We start from the raw sequence: 20,671 nt of genomic DNA, 5'->3' as shown, positions 1-20,671 counted from the left end.
GCGCACGCACGGCGCGCGCCTGCCGTACGGGGCACGGGGGCGAGCGGTGTGAAGGGATGCGCGTCACGGCGCGATGCGATCCCAGGTCAGGCCGTGCTTGATCAGGTATTTGCGCAGGCGGTCGGCGTCGTTGACGACGCTGCGCGCGTGGCGGCTGACGTGGAAGAGCCGCCGGCCGGCCTCGGACAGCGAGGGCGAGGCCCGGCACACCCGCAACACGGTCGCGAGCTGGAGCCGGTCGAACAGGTCCAGCGCGTCGACGCTCGCCCGATCCAGCACGCTCAGCAGGAGCTGCTCGGCCTCGTCCCCCTCGTCGTCGACGTCCCGGCCCGTGGCGAGGCCCGCCGCGCCGGCCTCGCCCCCGCGCGACCACAGCCAGGTCAGGCGCGCGATCTCGGCCTCCACCAGCGGCAGGCCGATGCGGCCGCCCTCCGCCAGCGTCGCCAATCGCGTCACCGACGCCGACAGGTCGCGGAAGTTGCCTCGCCACGGTGCCTTCGGCGATTGCGCGAAGCCCAGGTAGCGCGCCTTGGCCTCGGCGTTGAAGCGCACCGCGCGGCCGGCCTCGCGGGCCGAGAGCTGGAGCAGGTGGTCGACGTTGGGCTCGATGTCCTCGGGCCGCTCGGCCAGACCGGGCAGGCTGTAGGTCCAGAGGTTGATCCGCGCGAACAGGTCGTCGCGGAAACGGCCCGCCGCGACCTCCGCGCGCAGGTCGCGGTTGGTGCCGGCGATCAGCTGGAAGTCGCTGCCGACCTCGCGGTCCGCGCCCACGGGCAGGAAGCGCTTCTCCTCGATGGCCTTGAGCAGCATGGCCTGCTCGTCCAGGCCCAGCTCGCCGATCTCGTCCAGGAACAGCAGCCCCTGGTCGGCACTGCGCAGCAGGCCGGCGCGGTCCGCCATCGCGCCGGTGAACGAGCCCTTCTTGTGCCCGAACAGCGTCGACGCCGCACCGTCCCCGCGCAGGGTCGCGCAGTTGACCTCGACGAACTCGCCATCGAGCTGATGGCGGGACTTCTTGAGCTCGAACATGCGCCGGGCCAGGAAGGACTTGCCCGCGCCGGTCGGTCCGGCCAGCAGCATGGGCGCGCGCGAACGCACCGCCACGCGCTCGATCTCGTCGATCAGCGCGTTGAAGCGGCCGTTGCGGGTGGCGATGCCGCTCTTGAGGAAGGTGACGGCGTCATGACGCTCGGCCTGGAAGCGCTGCGCGATGCGGTCGTAGCGCGACAGGTCCAGGTCGATCAGCGTCATGGAGCCCGGCTCGCCCTCCTTCCACTTGCGCGGCGGCGAGGTCTGCAGCAGCACGCCGGGGATGAAGCGCGCCTCCACCATCAGGAACATGCAGATCTGCGCGACGTGGGTGCCGGTGGTGATGTGGGCCCAGTACTGCTCGCGCGAGGGATCGAAGCGGTAGCTGCGCACCCAGTCGTAGAGCGAGGCGTAGACCTCGCCGAAGTCCCAGGGGTCCTCGACCGCCATCTCGATCAGCCTGACCTCGGTCTCGGGCGAGAGCTTGGCCATGTCGTCCCGCAACAGCCGGCCGAGTGCCAGGTGTTGCGGGGCATGGAAGAGCTCCAGCCGATGGACGACCACATCCGGCTGCGACACCAGCGAGATCGTCGGCCGCCACTTTTCCCAACGTCCCGGGCCCATCCCGCCATCCAGCTGGGACCCCAGGTATCCGATCGCGACGTTCTTCTTGGCCATGGGGCCGGAGTCTAGCTGGCCACCGCGCGTCGACTAGCCAATCAGCTAGTTTTCTAGCCCATCAGCCAATTCGTTCAGGAGGCGCGGATGAATGGAGGCCCGCACCTGGCATGGTCGAATCGGAGTTTCACCCTTATGAATCAATGGTTTGAGCATCCGACGGGCAAGACCTGGCACGACCTGGCACGGGCGTTGCAATGAAGAAGGCAGGACGGTCGCGGCCCAGCGGCCGACAAGACAGCCCCGACAGGGAGGACAAGATGGTCAACACGCAACTCTTCAAGACGACGTCCGGTGCGCTGGCGCCCGCCGCGAACGCGGTGAACCAGTCCGGCGCCCGTGCCTACGGCCACGACGCCCGCCATCGCCTGGCGCAACTGGCGGCGACGGGCTGCATGACGCAGACCTTTCACGCCGACGCCCACACACCCAGCTCGACGACGTGCTGAGCCTGGCGCATGAGGTGGACCCCGTGTTCCTGGCCAAGACCGCGGTCTACGCCCGTCAGGCCGGCCACATGAAGGACATGCCCGCCCTGCTGGCCGCCGTGCTGGCGCAGCGCGACATCGCCTTGCTGCGCCCGGTGTTCGGCCGCGTGATCGACAACGGCAAGATGCTGCGCAACTTCGTCCAGATCCTGCGGTCCGGCCAGACCGGTCGCAAGTCGCTGGGCACGCGTCCGAAGAAGCTGGTCCAGGACTGGCTGCTGACGGCATCGGAGCAGCGTCTGCTGCAGGCCTCGATCGGCACGGCGCCGACCTTGGCGGACGTGGTCCGCATGGTTCACCCCAAGCCGGCCGAGGCCTGGCGCGCCGCCTGGTTCGCGTGGCTGATCGGCCGCCCCTTCGACGAAGCGGCGCTGCCGCCGGCGACGCTGGCCTTCGAGCGCTTCAAGCGCGCGCTGCTGTCCGGCCGGACGGAAGGCGCGACGGCGGACGACCTGCCACCCGTGCCCTTCCAGATGCTGACGGCGCTGCCGCTGAACGGGGACCACTGGGCGCGCATCGCGGCACAGGGCTCCTGGCAGATGGTCCGGCAGAACCTGAACGCCTTCGCGCGTCATGGGGTGTTCGACCGTCCCGGCATGACCGACCGACTGGCCGCGCTGCTGCGCGATCCGAAGGCGGTGGCGTCGGCCCGCGTGCTGCCGTATCAGCTGATGACGGCGTTCAACGCGGCGACCGACGTGCCGGCGGCGATCCGCGAGGCGCTGCAGGACGCGATGGAAGCCGCGCTGTCCAACGTGCCGGCCATCGACGGCCAGGTCGTGGTCTGTCCGGACGTGTCGGGCTCGATGTCCTCGTCGGTGACCGGCTGGCGCGGCACGGCGACCTCGACGGTGCGCTGCATCGACGTGGCCGCCCTGGTGGCCGCCGCCCTGGTCCGCAAGAATCCGGGTTGCCGCGTGATGCCTTTCGAGCACTCGGTCGTGAAGGTCGCGCTGAATCCGCGGGATTCGGTGATGACCAACGCGGCCAAGCTGGCGGCGGTGGGCGGAGGCGGGACCTCGGTCAGCGCGCCGCTCAAGCAGCTCAACCAGGAACACGCGCCGGTGGATCTGGTGGTGATCGTGTCGGACAACGAATCGTGGGTCGATGCGCGCCGCCACGGCGCGACGGAGACCATGGTGCAGTGGTCCGCGATCAAGGCGCGCTGCCCGAAGGCCAAGCTGGTGTGCATCGACATCCAGCCCGGCGCGACGACGCAGGCCCTGGAGCGCGACGACGTGCTGAACGTCGGCGGCTTCTCGGACGCGGTGTTCCGCATCGTCGGCGACTTCGCCGCGGGCGACACTCGTGCCGGCCACTGGGTCCGCGAGATCGAAGGCGTGACGCTCGATCCGCAGTGAGCGTGAAATGAATGCTGTCGCGTGGCGAATGCCGGCGAGGACTACATCTCCAAAATCGATGTCCTCGTCACCCGTTGGTCGCCACGCGGGGGCTGTACATGACGAACGAGAAAGAATGAACGATGGCATCGTCGACGGAACCGGCAGGGTTCCCGCGGCGAGCGATGAATGCCGGTGGAACTACAGCACTGTTAATGCCCGGGTCGTGGGTTCGAATCCCACCGGTCTCCTGCGGGAGGCCGTAGCTCAGTCGGTAGAGCAGGAAACCGTTTCACCTCCCCTTGTCATCGCTCTCCGCGGGAACTCGCCGGTCGAGTCGACGCGCCAAAGGAAACAGCCATGAAGAACTACAACGAGATGGAAGTCGCCGACGGTGTGTCGGTGAAGATGTGGACGAAGGGCGTGCCCGTCGAGGACGAGGCGCTCAAGCAGCTGGCCAACGCGGCCAGGCTGCCCGTCGTGTTCAAGCACGTGGCCGCCATGCCCGACGTCCACGTGGGCATCGGCGCGACGGTGGGCTCGGTGATCCCGACGCTGAAGGCGATCATCCCCGCCGCGGTGGGCGTGGACATCGGCTGCGGCATGATGGCCTGCAAGACCACGCTGCGCGCCGAGGACCTGCCCGACAACCTGGCGCCCCTGCGCTCGGCGATCGAGGCCGCCGTGCCTCACGGCCGCACGCCCAAGGGCCGCGACGTGGGCGCGTGGGAGAACCCGCCCGAGGCCGTCGACGCGGCCTGGGCCGAGCTGGCGCCCGAGTTCGCCGAGCTCTGCCGCGATTACCCCAAGCTGAAGAACACCAACAACCACAAGCACCTGGGCACGCTGGGCACCGGCAACCACTTCATCGAGGTCTGCCTGGACGAGCTGGGCTTCGTGTGGTTCATGCTGCATTCGGGCTCGCGCGGCGTGGGCAACGCGATCGGCACGATGTTCATCGAGCTGGCCAAGAAGGACGCGATGCAGCATCAGGCCAACCTGCCCGACGCCAACCTCGCCTACTTCGAGGAAGGCGCGAAGTATTTCGGTGACTACGTGCGCGCGGTGAGCTGGGCGCAGAAGTTCGCCGAGACCAATCGCGAGGTGATGATGCGCCGCGTGATCGCCGCCGCGAAGAAGGTCATCGGCAAGCGCTTCGAGAGCCACATCGAGGCGGTGAACTGCCACCACAACTACGTGCAGAAGGAGACCCACTTCGGCCAGGACGTGTTCGTGACCCGCAAGGGCGCGGTCAGCGCGAAGCAGGGCCAGATGGGGATCATCCCCGGCAGCATGGGGGCGCGCAGCTACATCGTGCGCGGCAAGGGCAATCCCGAGAGCTTCGAGAGCTGCTCGCACGGGGCGGGCCGCACGATGAGCCGCACCGAGGCCAAGCGCCGCTTCACGCTGAAGGACCAGCGCGCCGCGACCGAGGGCGTGGAATGCCGCAAGGACAAGGACGTGATCGACGAGATCCCCATGGCCTACAAGGACATCGACGCCGTCATGGCCGCCCAGCAGGACCTGGTGGAAGTCGTGCACACGCTCAAGCAGGTGGTGTGCGTGAAGGGCTGAGCGCCCGCCCCCCTCCGGGGCGTGGCGCCGACCCCGGAGGATGAGGGAGAAGCGACATGGATTGGAAGCAATGGTTCTCCGGCGACCGACCGCCGGCACTGTCCGCCGAGGCCTGGTTGCCTCATCTGCGCTCGTACAACGGCCACGAACGCGAGGCCGCGGTCAAGGCGCTCGGCCGCCTGGGCGCGCATCAGGCGCTGCCGGATCTCATCGCCCGGGTGAACGACTGGGTGCCACAGGTGCGCGCGGCCGCGGACAGCGCGGTGCGGCGTTGCCTCGTCGACGCGGCGCTGCCCACCTGGCTGACCGTGCTGCCGGCGCTCGTCGAGCTGCTGCGTGGTCGACGCGCCGACCATGCCCCGCTGCTGGCGGCGATCGCCGGCTATCTGGTCGCACCATCTCGCATCGACCACCTGAACGAGGTGCGCGCCTCGCTGCCGCGCCTCGTGCAGCGCTGGCTGGATGCGCAGGAATGGCAGTCGGCCTCGGAGGAGCGGCGCGCCAGCCTGATCGCCGAACGGCTGACGGGTCACGACGTCGCGGCGATCCGCTGGGCCCTGCATCGGATCGATGACCTCGCCAGCCCGATGGCACGGCCCGCGCTGTGGCTGCTCGCCTGTGATCAGGCGCACGGTCCCGTGCGCGCGCAAGCGCTGCGGCGTCTCTGCGACGAGTTGCCCGAGGTGGGCTCGGCGACAGCCTTGCGGCTGACGCTCGACCCGAGGGCTGCGGTGCGCGATGTCGCGATCGCACGCTTGCGCGGGACGGGCGGCCTGGAGACGATCCGGGACCGGGCGCTGGCCCAGCTCGAGTCGCCGGCATCGGCGCCGCATCGCGGCGTGCCCGCCCTGCTCTTCCTGGCCACGGTCGATCCCGACGGGATGAACGCGCGCTGCGAGCGACTGCTCTCGAGATCCGGCGAGGCGCGCCCTCCTGGATCGCTGCGGGCCGTCGCGCTGCATCACCTGGTCAGCGCGAGCAAGGACGAGGCGCAGCAGCGCTGGATCCGGCAGGCCCTGGCCGAACCCTCGCCGCGCATCCAGCGGATGGTGGTGGAAGCGATCCGGCGCGGCGCGCCGCCCCCGACACCGGACGAGCTGTGGCCCCTGGTGCTCGAGCATCGTCGGGCCGATGCCTTGCGTCGGGGGCTGACGGTGCTCCGGCACTGGGGCACCTGGACCCAGCTTCGCGAGCTGCTCAAGCTGACGCGTCTGCCGCTGCCGGAAGGCGGCGCCGACGTGCTGCTGGAGGCGTTCGACCGCTGGTGCGAATCCACGCGCCAGGGCGTTTCGGCGCCCGCGGAACCGGAGGCCGGCCGACTTCGCGCCCAGTGGGCCTCGTGCGCCCCCGCGCTGCCGCCCGACCTTCAGCGACGCTTGAGCTTCGCGCTGATCGTGAGCCGCCTGCTGGAATCCGCCTGAACGTCCGTCGCGCCGTGCCCCGGCACGACGGGCTCGACAGGCACAGGAAATGGACAACAAGGAGAGGCGCTCGCCCGCGGCCGATGTCGCGCGGCGGCGCCATGAATGAGATGAACACGAGGGAGAACATGATCGAACTGGACGGCTCGCAAGGCGAAGGCGGCGGGCAGATCCTGCGCACGGCGCTGGCCTTGTCGATGTGCACCGGCGTGCCGCTGCGCATCGTCGATATCCGCGCCAGGCGCCCCAAGCCCGGGCTGATGCGTCAGCACCTGACCTGCGTGCTGGCCGCGCAGGAGGTCTGCGGCGCGACGGTGATCGGCGCGGAGCTGGGATCGCGGACGCTGGAGTTCCGGCCGGGCCAGGTGCATGCGGGCGACTATCGCTTCGCGGTCGGCACCGCCGGCAGCTGCACGCTGGTGCTGCAGACCGTGCTGCCCGCGCTGATGCTGGCCGACGCGCCCAGCCGCCTGCAGCTGTCGGGCGGCACCCACAACCCGATGGCGCCGCCCTTCCATTTCCTGGAGCGCAGCTTCGCGCCGCTGCTGCGGCGCGCGGGCGTCGGCCTGGACCTGACACTGCGCCGGCACGGCTTCTTCCCCGCCGGGGGCGGTGAGCTCGAGGCCATCATCACGCCCGCGATCGAGGGGCTCGACCCGTTCGAGCTGCTGGAGCGCGGCGCGGCGGTGGAGGCCTATGCGGAGGCGCTCGCGCCGGCGCTGCCGCGCGGCGTGGCCGAGCGCGAGCTCGAGACCGTCGCGCAGCTCACCGGCTGGGCCGAGTCGCAGTTGCGTCTGGGACAGGCCCGTCAGAACGAGGGCCCTGCCAACGCGTTGATGCTGACCTTGGTCCATGCGCAGGTGGCCGAGGTCTTCATCGCCTTCGGCGAGCGGGGCGTGTCGTCCGAGGAAGTGGCGCGCACCGCGGTGAACGAGATGCGCGCCTATGAAGCCTCGGCCGGCGCGGTCGGTCCGCACCTGGCGGATCAACTGGCGCTGCCGCTCGCGCTGGCGGTGGCCGGCTCCGGTCGTCCGGCGGCCTACACCTGCACCGAGCTGACCGAGCACAGCCGCACCAACTTCGCGGTCATCGAACGCTTCCTCGACCTGCGCTTCGACACGCGGCTGGAAGTCTCACGTGCAGGCAACGCCTGGCGGGTCGACGTGCTCCCCGGCGGCCGCTGACGCCACGCACGCCCCTGGGCGTCGTCCGCCGCGGCGGCACACGGCGGTCACGCGCCGCGGATGAAACCACCTTGAAACACACCGCCCACCTGCCACGTCACAATGCCGCTCCTCGCGCTCGGCGAGCGCGAGCTCCCACGCGCCCGCAAGGGCGCGTTCCTCATTCCCAGCTCCCTCCGCAGGTCCCGCCATGAGCCACGCCCTTCCGCTGCAGCAGCACCTCCCGACCACCAGCCCACTCGCCTACGGCTGCATGGGCCTGGGCGGTCATTGGGACCACAACCCGTGGACCGAGGCCGACGTCGACCACGCGCAGGCCGCCACCGAGGCGGCGCTCGAGATCGGCGTCACGCTCTTCGACCACGCGGACATCTACACCTTCGGCAAGGCCGAGTCGGTCTTCGGCGCGCTGTTCCGCCGCATGCCCTCGCTGCGCGACCGCATCGTGCTGCAGAGCAAGTGCGGCATCCGCTTCGCCGACGACGAGGGCGGCAAGCGCTACGACCTGTCCGGCGGCTACATCGTCCAGGCGGTCGAGGCCAGCCTGCGCCGGCTCGGCACCGAGAAGCTGGACATCCTGCTGCTGCACCGCCCCGATCCGCTGATGCAACCGGACGAGATCGCCGAGGCCTTCCAGCGCCTGCGCGCCGCGGGCAAGGTCGCTCACCTGGGCGTGTCCAACATGAACGCGGGCCAGATGGCCTGGCTGGGCCGCGCGCTGGACCAGCCGCTGGTGGTGAACCAGCTCGAGCTGGGCCTGGGTCATCTGGAGCCGATCGACGCCGGCACCTGCTTCAACGATCGCCAGGCCGGCGCGCGTCCCGGGGCGCTCGCCTGGGCCGGCACGCTGGAGCACTGCCAGCAGCACGGCATCCAGCTGCAGGCCTGGGCCGCGCTGGCCCGCGGCCGCTTCAGCGGCGAGACCGCGCAGGACCCCGCCGACGAGGCGGGCCGCGTGCTCGTGCGGCAGCTGGCGCAGCAGCATGGCGTGAGCACCGAGGGCATCCTGCTGGCCTGGCTGATGAAGCACCCGGCCCGCATCCAGCCCGTGATCGGCAGCGCCAACCCGGCGCGCATCCGCGCCTGCGGCGACGCGCTGCGCGTGACGCTCAGCCGACCGGAGTGGTACGCGCTGTACGAAGCGGCACGCGGCGCCGCGCTGCCCTGATCCCATCCCCCGCTCGCGCCAGCCGCGCGCGCTCAGGCCGATGTGCCTGCTCGCGGGGCTCGACCGTCGCTCACACGCGGATCAGAAGGCCGCCGACAGCTCGGCGACGATGGTCGCGGCAGGCGCCTCGCGCACGGCCGAGAAGTTCTGGCCCGCCCACATCGACGAGAACTCGCCGCTGCCCTGCGATTCGACTTTCGCGCGCAACGGCGCGAGACCGGCGGTCGCGAGCGGAAACTCGGGCGCGTCCTCGCTCAGCGGACCGACCTCGCGCATGAAGCGGTTGACGATGCCGCGCGCTGGACGACCGGTGAAGAGGTTGGTCACCGCCGTGTGCCGACCCGCCGGCTCGCGCAACGCCGCACGATGATGGGCGCTGGTGGTGGCTTCCTCCGCCAACAGGAAGGCGGTGCCCAGCTGCACCGCTGACGCGCCCAGCGCCAGCGCCGCCCGGATGCCGCGGACATCGGCGATGCCGCCCGCCGCGATCACCGGCACCCTCACCGCGCGCACGATCTGCGGCAGCAGCGCGAAGGTGCCCGGCTGGCGCGTCAGGTCGTGGCTGAGGAAGTGGCCGCGATGGCCGCCCGCTTCCCAACCCTGCGCGATGATCGCGTCCGCCCCGTGCTGCTCCAGCCAGAGCGCCTCGTCGACCGTGGTCGCGTTGCCCAGCACCTTGCTGCCCCAGCCCTTGACGCGGGCGATCAGGTCCGCGGGCGGCAGGCCGAAATGGAAGCTCACCACGGGGGGCTTGAAGGGCTCGACCAGGTCGGCGATCTCGGGCGAGAACGGGGCGCGGCCGGGACCGGGCTTGATCTGGGACGGGTCGATGCCGAACTCGGCGTAGTAGGGACCGAGGCGGTCACGCCAACGCGCCTCGCGGGCCTCGTCGGGCACCGGCGGGGTGTGGGCGAAGAAGTTGACGTTGAAGGGATGGCGCGTGCCGTCGCGCAGGGTCCGCAGCTCGGCGCGGAGCTGGTCCGGCGAGAGCATCGCCGCCGGCAGGGAGCCCAGGCCGCCGGCCTCGCTGACCGCGACGGCCAAGCGCGCGCCTTGCACGCCGGCCATCGGTGCCTGGATCAGCGGCAGCTTCGTGCCGAGAAAGAAGGGGGCGAAGGGAGCGGCGGTCGACATGGCATGGATCCTGACTCGATGGACGAGTCGCGATGATCGCGCAAGGTCGATGCCTTTGTCGGGGCGGGTCCGAAGACCCTCACCCCAGCCCTCTCCCGCAAGCGGGAGAGGGGGCATTCGGACCGGGCGGGCCAGGTCGGGCCGAGGGGGCCAGGTCCAGCGGGCGAGCTCAGCGGGCCGAGCTCGGCGAGCGGGGCTCAGCGAGCGGGGCTCAGCGGGTCGGGCTCAGCGGCGCTCGCTCACTTGCAGGTGAAGCTCTTGGCGTTCACTTCCTTGACGTAGCCGGCGCCGCAGGTCGCGGTGGCCTGCTCGCTCATCTTGCGCACGTCCTCGGCGCGCTGGGCGTTGCCCTCGCTCGAGTTCGGGGCGATGACGCAGCCGGTGGACAGGGCGGTGGCGGCGATGGCCAGCATCAGGGCGGCGGTGCGGACGGTCATGGGGGACTCCCTCGTTGGTTTCGGATGGGTGCGGAGTCTAGGGGCCGCCGTGCCCGTCGCCCCCGGGGTCCGACGAACTGCGCCCGGGGGATGACGAACTGCAGGGCCGCGCGACGGCCCGGGGAACCGGATCGGCGGCGCCGGCCACGCCACGCCCCCCCGACGACAGTGGTCCGTTGCAAGACCTGACCCCGACTCGCGCGGGAGGCCGCGTCGACACCGGCCGGGGCGCACCGCTGCGCGTCGCTCCGGGCCGGGCGCCGCGTCAAGGCCGCGCCAGCGCCTCCACCGGATCCAGCCGCGCCGCGTTGCGCGCCGGCAGGAAGCCGAAGATCACCCCGATCAGCGACGAGACGCAGAACGCGCCCGCGATCGCCGTGGTCGAGATCGCCATCCGGAAACCCGTGCCCGCCGCCAGGTGGTCGACCAGCAGGCTCGCGCCCACGGCCAGCGCCACGCCCAGGCCGCCGCCGATCAGGCAGACCAGCACGGCCTCGATCAGGAACTGCCGCAGGATGTCCCCTTGCCGCGCGCCCACGGCCATGCGCACGCCGATCTCGCCGGTGCGCTCGGTCACCGACACCAGCATGATGTTCATCACCCCGATGCCGCCCACCACCAGCGAGATCAGCGCGATCGACGAGATCAGCAGCGTGATCGTCGCCGTGGTCTGCTCCACCGTCTTGCGGATGCTGTCGGTGTTCATCATGAAGAAGTCGGTCTTGCCGTGGCGGTGCGTCAGCAGCGCGCGCACACCCTCCTCCGCCGCGGCGTTGGGCACCGCGTCGCTGACCCGCACCGTCACCCGCGCCAGATAGTCCTGCCCGGTGAGCCGGCTCATCGCCGTCGTGTAGGGCAGCCAGATGCTGTTGGACTCGTCGTTGCCGAAGGCGCTCTCCTTCCTGGCCGTCACGCCGACGATGCGCACCGGCACCGTGCCCAGCAGGATCACCTCGCCCAAGGCCGGTTCCCCGTTGGGGAACAGCGTCTTGCGCGCGTTGTCGTCGATCACCGCGACCTGCTCCTGCAGCCGCACCGACTCCGCGTTGAAGGCCTGCCCCTGCGCGAAGTCATAGCCACGCACGCGGAAGAACTGCTCGCCCACGCCGGTGATGGACGCGCTGACGTCCACGTTGCGGTAGCGCAGCCCCGCGCTGACGCTGACGGACGGCGTCACGCTGTCGACGTACTCCAGCTGCGACAGGGCTGTCGCATCCGCCGCCCGCAAGGTGCGCACCGCCGCCGCTCGGCGGTCGCCGAAGCCCTCGCCCGGCATGATGTCGATGGTGTTGGTGCCCATGGCGCTGATGTCGGCCAGCACCTTCTCGCGCGTGCCCTGCCCCAGCCCCACCACCGACACCACCGAGGCGATGCCGATGATGATGCCCAGCATGGTCAGCAGCGTCCGCAACCGGTGGGCCGCCATCGCGCGCAGCGCCATGTGCGTGGCCTCGGCGACGCGGCCGAGCACCGCCGCCCACGCCGACAGCCAGCCCGTGCCCCGCGGCGCCGTCTCGGGCTTGGCCAGCACGGCGGGAGCCGTCGCGTCGGGCCGCCGGCGGTCCGCCACGATGCGGCCGTCGCTGATCTCGATCACCCGCTGCGCATGCGCCGCGACCTGCGCGTCGTGGGTCACCAGGATGATGGTGTGGCCGTCGGCATGCAGCTCCTCCAGGATCTTCATGACCTCGCGTCCGCTGGCCTGGTCGAGCGCGCCGGTGGGCTCGTCGGCCAGGATCACGTCGCCGCCGTTCATGAGCGCCCGCGCGATCGAGACGCGCTGCTGCTGCCCCCCCGACAACTGGCCCGGCCGGTGATGCAGCCGCTCCGCCAGGCCCAGGCGACCGAGCAGCCGGCGGGCGCGCTCGTGCCGGCGCTCGGCCGGCGAGCCCGCGTAGATCGCCGGGATCTCCACGTTGCCGACCGCGTCCAGGTCGCCCAGCAGCTGGTAACGCTGGAAGATGAAGCCGAAGTGCTCCCGCCGCAACCGGGCGAGCTCGTCCGGGACCATCGCGCCGGTCTCCTGGCCGGCCACGCGGTAGCTGCCGCGGGTGGGCCGATCCAGGCAGCCCAGGATGTTCATCAGCGTCGACTTGCCGGAGCCCGAAGGGCCGATGATCGCGACCATCTCGCCCGCCTCGATCGTCAGGTCGACGTCCCGCAGCACGGCGACCACGCCCTCGCCGGCGGGGAATTCGCGGACCAGGCCGCGCAGTTCGAGCAATGCCGCCATCGCTCAGCCCGGAGGCGGACCGCGACGCGGGCCCATCTGCGCGGCGGCGGCGCCGGCCGCGGCCTGGCTGGTGACGACGCGCTCGCCTTCACGCAGACCGTCCAGCACCTCGGCCCGCACGCGGTTGTTCATGCCGATGCGGACCTGGCGCTCCTCGATGCGGTCGCCCGCGGCGAGCACGCGCACCGTGTACAGGCCCTTGGGGTCCTTCTTGCCCAGGGCGGTCGACGGCAGCGTCAGCACGCCCTTGGCGCGCGCCAGCACGATGGTCGTCTGCGCCGTCATGTTGATACGCAGCGTGCCGTCGGGATTGGGCACGTCGAAGATCCCGTTGTAGTAGATCGCGCTGGTGCCGCTGCTGGTCGAGGAGCTGCTGGTGCTGGTCGACGTGGTGTCGGCCAGCGTGGTGTCGCCCGGCTCGACCGCGCGCAGCGAGGCCTCGATGCGGTGGTCCGGCGAGCCCAGCAGCGCGAAGTACACCGGCATGCCGGGCCTCACGCGCGGCACGTCGGCCTCGGAGATCTTGGCCTTGATGGTCATGGTGTCCAGACGCGCCAGCTTGATGATGGTCGGCGCCGTCTGCGCCGCGTTCACCGTCTGGCCCTGCTCGGTGACGATGGCCACCACCGTGCCGTCCATCGGCGCGACCACGCGGGCGTAACCCAGGTTGACCTGCGCCGTGTCCACGTTGATGCGGGACTGCGCGACCATCGCGGCCTGCGACTCGACGTCGGCGCGCGCGGTGTCGAGCGCGGCTTCCGCCGTTTCCAGATCGGCGCGGGCGCCGGCATCGGCGGCCTCGAGCGCGCGTTGCCGCCTGGCGGTGAGCTCCGCCTGCGCCAGCGTCGCCTTGCGCGAGGCCAGCAGCGCCTCGGCGCTGCGCAGCGAGGCCTGCGCGTCGCGCAGCGCGTTCTGCTGCGTGAGGGCGTCGATCTCGGCGATCAGTTGGCCTTCCTTGACCTTGTCGCCGAGCGCCACGGCCAGACGCTTGACCTCGCCCGTCGCGCGGGCGCCGACGCTGACCAGCTTGTAGGCGTTGATCGTGCCGGTGGCCAGCACCGAGTCCTCGATGTCGCCGCGCTCGACGGCCGCGGTCGTGACCTGCGGCGGGGGCGGCGGACGGAACCAGATCGCCCGCGCCGCGATCACCGCGGCGATGACGATCACCGCGACCAGCGCCAGCCGGCCGGGCTTCAACCACTTCTTCATCGGATCTCCCTCGAATCGATCAGTTCGTCGCGCCGGCCGCGCCGGTGGGCCGGGGCACGGCGCTGTCGGCCACCCCCGCTCCGGCGGCCGCGGCGGGCGTCGCCACGACGTTCGGCAAGGCGTTCGGCGAGGCGTTCGGTGCGGCATCCGGTGCCATGGGGGGCACGTCTTGCCAGCCGCCGCCCAGCACCTTGTAGAGCGTCACGCGGTTCAGCTGCTCGCTCAGCCGCAGCGCGATCAGCGACTGCTGCGCGCCCAGCAGCGAGCGCTGCGCATCCAGCAAGTCCAGCTGGGTGGTGCTGCCGACGCGGTACTGCGCCTCGGCCAGCCGCAGCTGGCGCTCGCTGGACGCGAGCAGCGCCCGCTGCGCGGCCAGCCGGGCCGCGAGCGTGGCGCGCTCGGACAGCGCGTCGGCGACCTCGCGGAACGCCGTCTGGATGGTCTTGTCGTAGGTCGCCAGCGCGATGTCGCGGCTGGCCTCGGCCTGCCGCAGCGCCGCGGCGCGCGAGCCGCCGTCGAAGATCGGCAGCGACACTGACGGCCCGAAGCTCCAGTTGCCCGAGCCCGCGTCGAACAGCCCCGACAACGCGCGGCTGCCGGTGCCGGCCGAGGCCGTCAGGCTGATGCTGGGGAAGCGGGCCGCGCGCGCCGCGCCGATGTCGGCGTGGGTCGCGATCAGCGAATGCTCGGCGGCCAGCACATCGGGCCGCCGCTGCAGCACCGAGGACGGCACGCCCGCGGGCAGGTCGACGAGCTGGCTCAAGGTACCCGCCGCATCGGCCGCGCGGGGCTCGAGAGCGGCTGGCAGCGCGGTGCCCAGCAGCAGCTCCAGCGCGTGGCGGTCCTGCTCCAGGGTGGTCGGCCAGACGACGGCGTCCGCGCGCGCGCTCTCCAAGGCGGTCTCCGCCTGAGAGAGCACCAGTCCGGAGATGGCGCCCAGCTCATGCCGGCGCCGCGTCAGGGCCAGGCTGCGCTCTCGGCTGGCGAGCGTCTCCTGGGCCAGACGCTGCCGTTCCAGATCGGCCGCCCAGGTGAGCCAAACGGCGGCGGTCTCCGAGACCAGGCTGATCTGCGTGCCGCGACGCGACTCCTCGCGCGAGAACAGCGCCTGCGCGGCGGAATCGCTGAGGTTGCGGACGCGGCTGAAGAAGTCGAGCTCGTAGCTCGACAGCGCCAGCTGCAGCGAGACCTGCTGGGTCGTCACGCCGGCCGCGCCGGAGCGGCTCGCGCCGCCCGAGGCAGTGAGCGTGGGCAGGCGCTGGGCATCCGTCTGGCGGAAGGCGGCGCGGGCCTGCTCGATCTGCAGCGCGGCGATGCGCAGGTCACGGTTCTGGCGCAAGGCGAGCGCGACCGTGTCGCGCAGCCGATCGTCGAGGAAGACGGCGCGCCAGTCCGGCAAGGCGAGGTCGGTGGTCGTGGCGCTCCCCGCGGTCCCGCTCGCGCTGGCGGCGCTCGAGGTCGCCGCAACGCCGTCCGCGGCGGGGCCAGGTGTTGCCGCGCTCGCGAGGCCGGCATGCGGCACGGCCGGCGCGGGGCGGGCGTAGTCGGGGGCGAGGTTCACGCAACCGGCGAGCCCGAGGCTCAGCAGCAGCGCGGTCAGCGCCGGGACGCGGCCAGCGCGGCCCGGAAGGTGTGCAAGGGTCATCGACGGGTTCTGGCGGCGGCTGAACAGGCTGAATGGGTCAACGAAGGGCGATGTTGGCCGAAGTTGGGGCAAGGTCGCGCATCAGGCGGGCGAATGATGCACCACCCGCCGGTGGCGCTTCTTACTCGCCCGTAAATTGCGTTGTCAAAGCTGACGCACACCGACATGGGAGCGCGACGCGGGCGAAGGGCGCCCGGCGGCTCGCGGCCCGCGCCAGGACGGATACTCGCGGATCCTGGACTCGCGGAGCCTCCGTGGCCGACTCTTCCGACCCAAGCGCCCAGCCGGCCTTCCTTTCCGGCGGCGGCGAGATGGCCCGCCTGATCGCGGCGCTGGACTGGAGCCGCACGCCGCTGGGGCCGCTCGCGCAGTGGCCGGACCACATCCGGCACGCCACGGCGCTGATGCTGCGCTCCCAGGTCCCCATCGTGATGCTCTGGGGCACCAGCGGGGTCATGATCTACAACGACGCCTACGGCGTCTTCGCCGGCACGCGGCATCCGCGGCTGCTCGGCAGCAACGTCCTCGAGGGCTGGCCCGAGGTGGCCGACTTCAATGCCCACGTGATGGCCGTCGGCCTGGCCGGCGGCACCTTGCACTACGAGGACCAGCAGCTGGTGCTGGACCGCCACGGCCGCGCCGAGCCGGCCTGGCTGAACCTGGACTACTCGCCGCTGCTCGACGGCGAGGGCCGTCCGGCGGGCGTGATGGCCATCGTGGTCGAGACCACCGCCAAGGTCGCCGCCGAGCGCCGGGTGCACGGGGAGCGCGAGCGGCTGGTGCAGCTCTTCGAGCAGGCGCCCAGCTTCATGGCCGTGCTGGCCGGGCCCGAGCACCGCTTCGAGAGCATCAACCCCGCCTACCAGCGGCTGGTCGCCGGACGTGACCTGATCGGCCGCACCGTCGCCGAGGCGATGCCCGACGCGGCGGCCCAGGGCTACGTGAAGCTGCTCGACTCCGTCTACGAGACGGGCCGCGCGTACACGGCGCAGTCCGCGCTGTTCGCCGCCGAGACCGGGGGACAGGCCGACGAGCATTTCCTGGACTTCGTCTACCAACCGATCCGCGACGACAGCGGCGCGGTGACGCACATCTTCGTCGAGGGCGTGGACGTGACCGCGCGCGTGCGCGGCGAGCAGCGCCGCGCCGCGATGGCCGGCCTGAGCGAGCGCCTGCGCGAGGTCCGCGACCCCACCGCCATCGGCCATGCCGCGGCGCAGATGCTGGGCATGATGCTGGCCGCCAGCCGCTCCGGCTACTGCAGCGTGGACCATGACGCCGAGGTCGTGCGCATCGACCGCGACTGGGTGCGCGGCGCCGGCGTGAGCGTGTCGGGCGAGCGCCAGTTGCGGGACTACGGCGACTTCATCGACGTCCTCAAGCGCGACGAGGTCGTCGCCATCCCCGACGTGCGGCTGGACCCGATGACCAACGGCCACCTGGCCGGCTTCGAGTCCTTCCAGGTGCGCTCGCTGGTGAACGTGCCGGTGGTCGAGCACGGCAAGCTGGTGGCCCTGCTGTTCGTCCACGACGAGCAGCCGCGCGCCTGGAGCCCCGACGACATCGGCCTGATCCGCGAGGTGGCCCATCGCACCCGCGTGGCGGTGGAGCGCGCCCGCGGCGAGCGCGCGCTGCAGGACCGCGAGGAGCGGCTGCTGCGCTCGGACCGGCGCAAGGACGAGTTCCTCGCCACGCTGGCGCATGAGCTGCGCAATCCGCTGGCGCCGATCCGCAACGCGGTGCACCTGCTGGGCGCGGCCGATCGCGAGGGCCGCTTCGCCGACATCCGCGAGCTGATGGAGCGCCAGGTCAATCACATGGTGCGCCTGGTCGACGACCTGATCGAGGTCTCGCGCATCAGCCGCGGGCTGATCACGCTGCGGCACGAGGAGGTCAACCTGCGCGACATCGTCGACGCGGCGGTCGAGAGCAGCCGCCCGCTGATCGATCGCGAGCACCACCGGCTCACGCTGCGCTTCGACGGCCCGGCGCCCTGGGTGCGCGGCGATCCGGTGCGGCTGACGCAGTTGCTGGTGAACCTGCTCAACAACGCGGCGCGCTACACCGACGCCGGCGGGCAGATCGACGTCAGCCTGGGCCGCGACGGCAGCGAGGCGGTGCTGACCGTGAGCGACAGCGGCATCGGCATCGCGGCCGAGCAGCTGCCGCGGCTGTTCGAGCTGTTCTCGCAGCTGGACCGCTCGCACAGCCGCTCGCAAGGCGGGCTGGGCATCGGGCTGAGCCTGGCGCAGACGCTGGCGCGGCTGCATGGCGGTCAGCTCAGCGCGGCCAGCGAGGGCCTGGGGCTGGGCAGCCGATTCCAGCTGCGCCTGCCCGAGATCGCGGCGCCCGCAGTGGCGGCGCCGCAGGACGAGCTGGACGACGCGCCCCTGGCCGCGCGGCTGCTGCTGGTCGACGACAACCGCGACGCGGCCGACACCACGGCGGAGCTGCTGCGGCTGATGGGCGCGGAGGTGGCAGTCGCCTACGACGGCGCGACCGCGCTGGCGACCGTGCGGACGCTGCGGCCCGACGCGGTGCTGCTGGACATCGGCATGCCGGACATGGACGGCCACGAGGTGGCACGGCGCCTGCGCGACATGGCGCCGGACATCGGCCACCCGCGCCTGATCGCACTGACGGGCTGGGGCCAGGAACAGGACCGCGAGAAGACGCGCGCCGCCGGCTTCGACGAGCACATGGTCAAGCCGGTCGACGTCGAGGCGCTGCGCGAGACGCTGCGCGCGGGGCGTTGATCACGATCGGCCCGCGGGGGCCTGCGACATCACGGCCGGATCGGGTGAGCCTCGATCCGGCGGGACACGAGTGAGAAGGAAGGCGGGAATGGACACGGGGACGATGCTGCGAGGCCTTCACCATGCGGCGATCATCTGCGCGGACTATCCGCGCTCGAGGCACTTCTACGTCGAGGTGCTGGGGCTGCGCGTGATCGCGGAGCATTACCGCGCGGCGCGGCGCTCCCACAAGCTGGACCTGGCGCTGCCGGACGGCACGCAGATCGAGCTGTTCAGCTTCCCCGAGCCGCCGGAGCGGCCCTCGTATCCGGAGGCGCGGGGCCTGCGACACCTGGCCTTCGTCGTTGACGACGTGGCCGCCTGCAAGGCGGCGCTGGAGGCACGGGGCGTGCCGGTGGAACCGGTCCGGGTGGACGAGTTCACCGGCAAGCGCTTCGTGTTCTTCGCCGACCCGGACGGCCTGCCGCTCGAGCTCTACGAGCGCTGAGCGGCGACACCCGGTCCGGGTGCCCGGCCCGGACGATCAGTTCAGGCGGTAGTTCAGCCGCAGCCAGGTCACCGTGCCCTCGGGGCGATTGCGCACCGAGAACTCCTTCATCACCTTGACGTCGACGCCCCAGTCGCCGCTCTCCGACAGGTAGGCGACCAGCGGCCCGGCGGACAGCGCCTGCACCTTGTTGGCGCCCGCGGTGCCGCCCTGGTCGGCGGTGAACTGCTTGAGCACGTAGCCCTGCACGCCGACCTTCCACTGGTCGTTCAGCTGATAGGTGCCGGACCAGTCCGCATGGAGGTACTGGCCGGAGCGCACGCCGGTGTCGTCGTTGCGGGTGTTGAACGAGTAGGTCGCGCGCAGGCCCACGGCAAAACCGTTCTCCCACACCCGCGAGGCCACCAGCAGCGGCTTGAAGGTCCAGAACTTGCCGGCGCCCGGATTAACGGCGCGGCTCGCGTCGTAGGCGCCCAGCGGCGGGTTGAACGCGACACCCAGCGCCACGCGCGATTCGTCCTGCTGCCAATCGAGGTAGGCGGCCAGCTCCGGATCCGCCAGGCCGCTGCGCGTGCCCGACAGCGCGGCGCCCGCGCCCGCCAGTTGCGCGTTGATCTGCGCGGCGGCGGCCGCCGGCACCGCGGCGGGAATCACCGTCGTCAGCACGAAGTCGTTGGTCTGGCGGACCATGGGGAAGGCGGCGGAGAAGCCCAGACGCCCGTCCATCACGATCTGCTCGGTGACCCAGGTCAGGCGCGGCACGAAGACGTCCGCCTTGACCGACCCGTTCACCGCCAGCGGCAGCGTGCCCACGCCGGGCACGGTCAGCGCGCGCACGGGCGTGTGGCCGTCGGCGTCGCGCAGCTTGTCGGCCTCGTAGTGCTGGGCCCAGAACTGCGCGTAGAGGCCGGGGAACTGCGGCGTCGAGATCTCATAGGACGGCGCGCCGAGCAAGGCACGGACCTGGCTGTTCTCGGTGGCGTGGGCGGCGCCCGCCGCGGCGATCGTGGCGGCGGCCACGGCGAGCGCGCGCGGCATCAGGCGGAAACAGTCGATGGACACGGGGATCTCTCCGGAAAGCTTGGAATTCTTGGGGCGGCGCGCATCCTGCCAGCGGAAGCGCGCGGGTCGCGTGGCAAACGTCACATCGAGCGGTCGATTAGAGGCACGGCCCCAGTTTCCAAGGCTGACGCGCCACGGACGCTCGCGTTTAATGCGCCCCCATCGCGATTCGCGCGGAGGAGACACCCATGCCATTCAACACAAAGACCGCCTGTCGCGGCGCCCTGGCCCTCGGCCTCGCGGCCCTGTCCGCCCTGTCCTTCGCCGCCGAGGTGGACGTCGAGGGCTACAAGTTCCAGGACACCGTGGTGCTGCACGGCCAGACGCTGCCGCTGAACGGCGCGGCGACGTCGAGCATCCTGTCGACCCGCTCGACGGCGGTGGCCTTCTATCTGCCGCGCAAGCAGACGACGATGGAAGCGGCGGTCGCGGAGAAGGGAGCCAAGCGCATCACCTTCTTCATGATGCGTGACGTGTCCTCGCGCGACCTGGCCAACGCGATGCTGGACCGCATCCGGCAGAACGCCGCGGAAGAGTTCAACAAGAACATCATCCAGACCGCGCAGCTGGGCGTGATCTTCGGCAACCGCGCGAAGTTGCTCAAGGGAGATCAGTGCACGATCGACTACGACCCGGTGAAGCAGACCACCGAGTTCAGCCTCAACGGCCAGAAGATCGGCGACACCATCCAGGGCGAGAGCTTCTTCCCGATGATGATGAAGGTCTGGATCGGCCCGAAGGTGCGCGGCAGCACGCGCGACGGGTTGCTGGGCAGCGTTCCGGCGAAGTGAGCATCGGGGCGCGGCCCCGATGAATGCGGCGATC

The 20,671-nt window shown here is 71.4% G+C and carries 16 protein-coding genes; 9 read left to right on the top strand and 7 right to left on the bottom strand.

Annotated features, from left to right (window positions below):
• Window positions 1–63 precede the first annotated feature (63 nt).
• The gene (rtcR, locus tag MCHT01_RS11165; RefSeq protein ID WP_067065419.1) at window positions 64–1,707 is read right to left on the bottom strand and encodes an RNA repair transcriptional activator RtcR; all 1,644 of its coding nucleotides are present in this window, start codon (window positions 1,705–1,707) and stop codon (window positions 64–66) included.
• Between the two features lie 260 nt (window positions 1,708–1,967).
• On the opposite strand from rtcR, the gene MCHT01_RS27365 reads away from it, so the two are divergent.
• From MCHT01_RS27365 to MCHT01_RS11140, 6 genes are all read left to right on the top strand, one after another.
• Window positions 1,968–2,156 carry a hypothetical protein gene (locus MCHT01_RS27365; protein ID WP_245643227.1) on the top strand — a complete coding sequence of 63 codons (189 nt, stop codon included), beginning with the start codon at window positions 1,968–1,970 and terminating at the stop codon, window positions 2,154–2,156.
• Entirely contained in the window at window positions 2,150–3,556 is a 1,407-nt protein-coding gene (locus MCHT01_RS11160) for a vWA domain-containing protein (RefSeq protein ID WP_245643226.1), read from the top strand. The genes MCHT01_RS27365 and MCHT01_RS11160 overlap by 7 nt, the downstream gene beginning before the upstream one ends.
• A 339-nt stretch (window positions 3,557–3,895) precedes the next feature.
• Window positions 3,896–5,110 (top strand): RtcB family protein, encoded by a 1,215-nt coding sequence (locus MCHT01_RS11155; RefSeq protein WP_067065418.1) that lies wholly within the window; start codon window positions 3,896–3,898, stop codon window positions 5,108–5,110.
• 56 nt (window positions 5,111–5,166) lie between these two features.
• Window positions 5,167–6,531: a hypothetical protein gene (locus MCHT01_RS11150; RefSeq protein ID WP_067065417.1), complete on the top strand. Its 1,365-nt coding sequence runs from the start codon at window positions 5,167–5,169 to the stop codon at window positions 6,529–6,531.
• A gap of 128 nt (window positions 6,532–6,659) precedes the next feature.
• A complete protein-coding gene (gene rtcA / locus MCHT01_RS11145; RefSeq protein WP_067065783.1) occupies window positions 6,660–7,715 on the top strand; it encodes an RNA 3'-terminal phosphate cyclase in 1,056 nt (351 codons plus the stop codon).
• A gap of 190 nt (window positions 7,716–7,905) precedes the next feature.
• Complete coding sequence (locus MCHT01_RS11140) at window positions 7,906–8,883, top strand: aldo/keto reductase (protein WP_067065416.1); 978 nt, start codon at window positions 7,906–7,908, stop codon at window positions 8,881–8,883.
• An 81-nt stretch (window positions 8,884–8,964) separates the two neighbouring features.
• Here the strand turns inward: MCHT01_RS11140 and MCHT01_RS11135 are convergent, their stop codons facing one another.
• The 5 genes from MCHT01_RS11135 to MCHT01_RS11115 form a co-directional block, all read right to left on the bottom strand.
• Window positions 8,965–10,017: an NAD(P)H-dependent flavin oxidoreductase gene (locus MCHT01_RS11135; RefSeq protein WP_067065415.1), complete on the bottom strand. Its 1,053-nt coding sequence runs from the start codon at window positions 10,015–10,017 to the stop codon at window positions 8,965–8,967.
• 239 nt (window positions 10,018–10,256) lie between these two features.
• Window positions 10,257–10,454, bottom strand: coding sequence for a hypothetical protein (locus MCHT01_RS11130; RefSeq protein ID WP_067065414.1), 198 nt, complete (start codon window positions 10,452–10,454; stop codon window positions 10,257–10,259).
• A 265-nt stretch (window positions 10,455–10,719) separates the two neighbouring features.
• Window positions 10,720–12,687: a MacB family efflux pump subunit gene (locus tag MCHT01_RS11125; protein ID WP_067065413.1), complete on the bottom strand. Its 1,968-nt coding sequence runs from the start codon at window positions 12,685–12,687 to the stop codon at window positions 10,720–10,722.
• Window positions 12,688–12,690: 3 nt separating this feature from the next.
• A complete protein-coding gene (locus MCHT01_RS11120) occupies window positions 12,691–13,896 on the bottom strand; it encodes an efflux RND transporter periplasmic adaptor subunit (RefSeq protein WP_067065412.1) in 1,206 nt (401 codons plus the stop codon).
• Window positions 13,897–13,915: 19 nt separating this feature from the next.
• On the bottom strand, window positions 13,916–15,541 hold the full coding sequence (locus MCHT01_RS11115) for an efflux transporter outer membrane subunit (RefSeq protein WP_084452400.1): 1,626 nt from the start codon (window positions 15,539–15,541) through the stop codon (window positions 13,916–13,918).
• 254 nt (window positions 15,542–15,795) lie between these two features.
• Between MCHT01_RS11115 and MCHT01_RS11110 the strand changes: the two genes are divergently transcribed.
• Both MCHT01_RS11110 and gloA2 read left to right on the top strand, forming a co-directional pair.
• Window positions 15,796–18,297, top strand: coding sequence for a hybrid sensor histidine kinase/response regulator (locus tag MCHT01_RS11110; protein ID WP_169806123.1), 2,502 nt, complete (start codon window positions 15,796–15,798; stop codon window positions 18,295–18,297).
• A 103-nt stretch (window positions 18,298–18,400) separates the two neighbouring features.
• Window positions 18,401–18,784 (top strand): SMU1112c/YaeR family gloxylase I-like metalloprotein, encoded by a 384-nt coding sequence (gene gloA2, locus MCHT01_RS11105; protein WP_067065782.1) that lies wholly within the window; start codon window positions 18,401–18,403, stop codon window positions 18,782–18,784.
• Window positions 18,785–18,820: 36 nt separating this feature from the next.
• Here gloA2 and MCHT01_RS11100 read toward each other — a convergent pair whose 3' ends face one another.
• Complete coding sequence (locus MCHT01_RS11100; RefSeq protein WP_067065410.1) at window positions 18,821–19,846, bottom strand: SphA family protein; 1,026 nt, start codon at window positions 19,844–19,846, stop codon at window positions 18,821–18,823.
• Between the two features lie 188 nt (window positions 19,847–20,034).
• On the opposite strand from MCHT01_RS11100, the gene MCHT01_RS11095 reads away from it, so the two are divergent.
• Window positions 20,035–20,637, top strand: coding sequence for a chalcone isomerase family protein (locus MCHT01_RS11095; protein ID WP_067065409.1), 603 nt, complete (start codon window positions 20,035–20,037; stop codon window positions 20,635–20,637).
• Window positions 20,638–20,671 lie beyond the last annotated feature (34 nt).

Origin of the sequence: Mitsuaria chitosanitabida ATCC BAA-476 = NBRC 102408, from assembly GCF_001598255.1 — a bacterium.
Taxonomy (GTDB): Bacteria; Pseudomonadota; Gammaproteobacteria; order Burkholderiales; family Burkholderiaceae_C; genus Roseateles; species Roseateles chitosanitabidus.
This window is presented reverse-complemented; position numbering and strand designations above follow the sequence as displayed.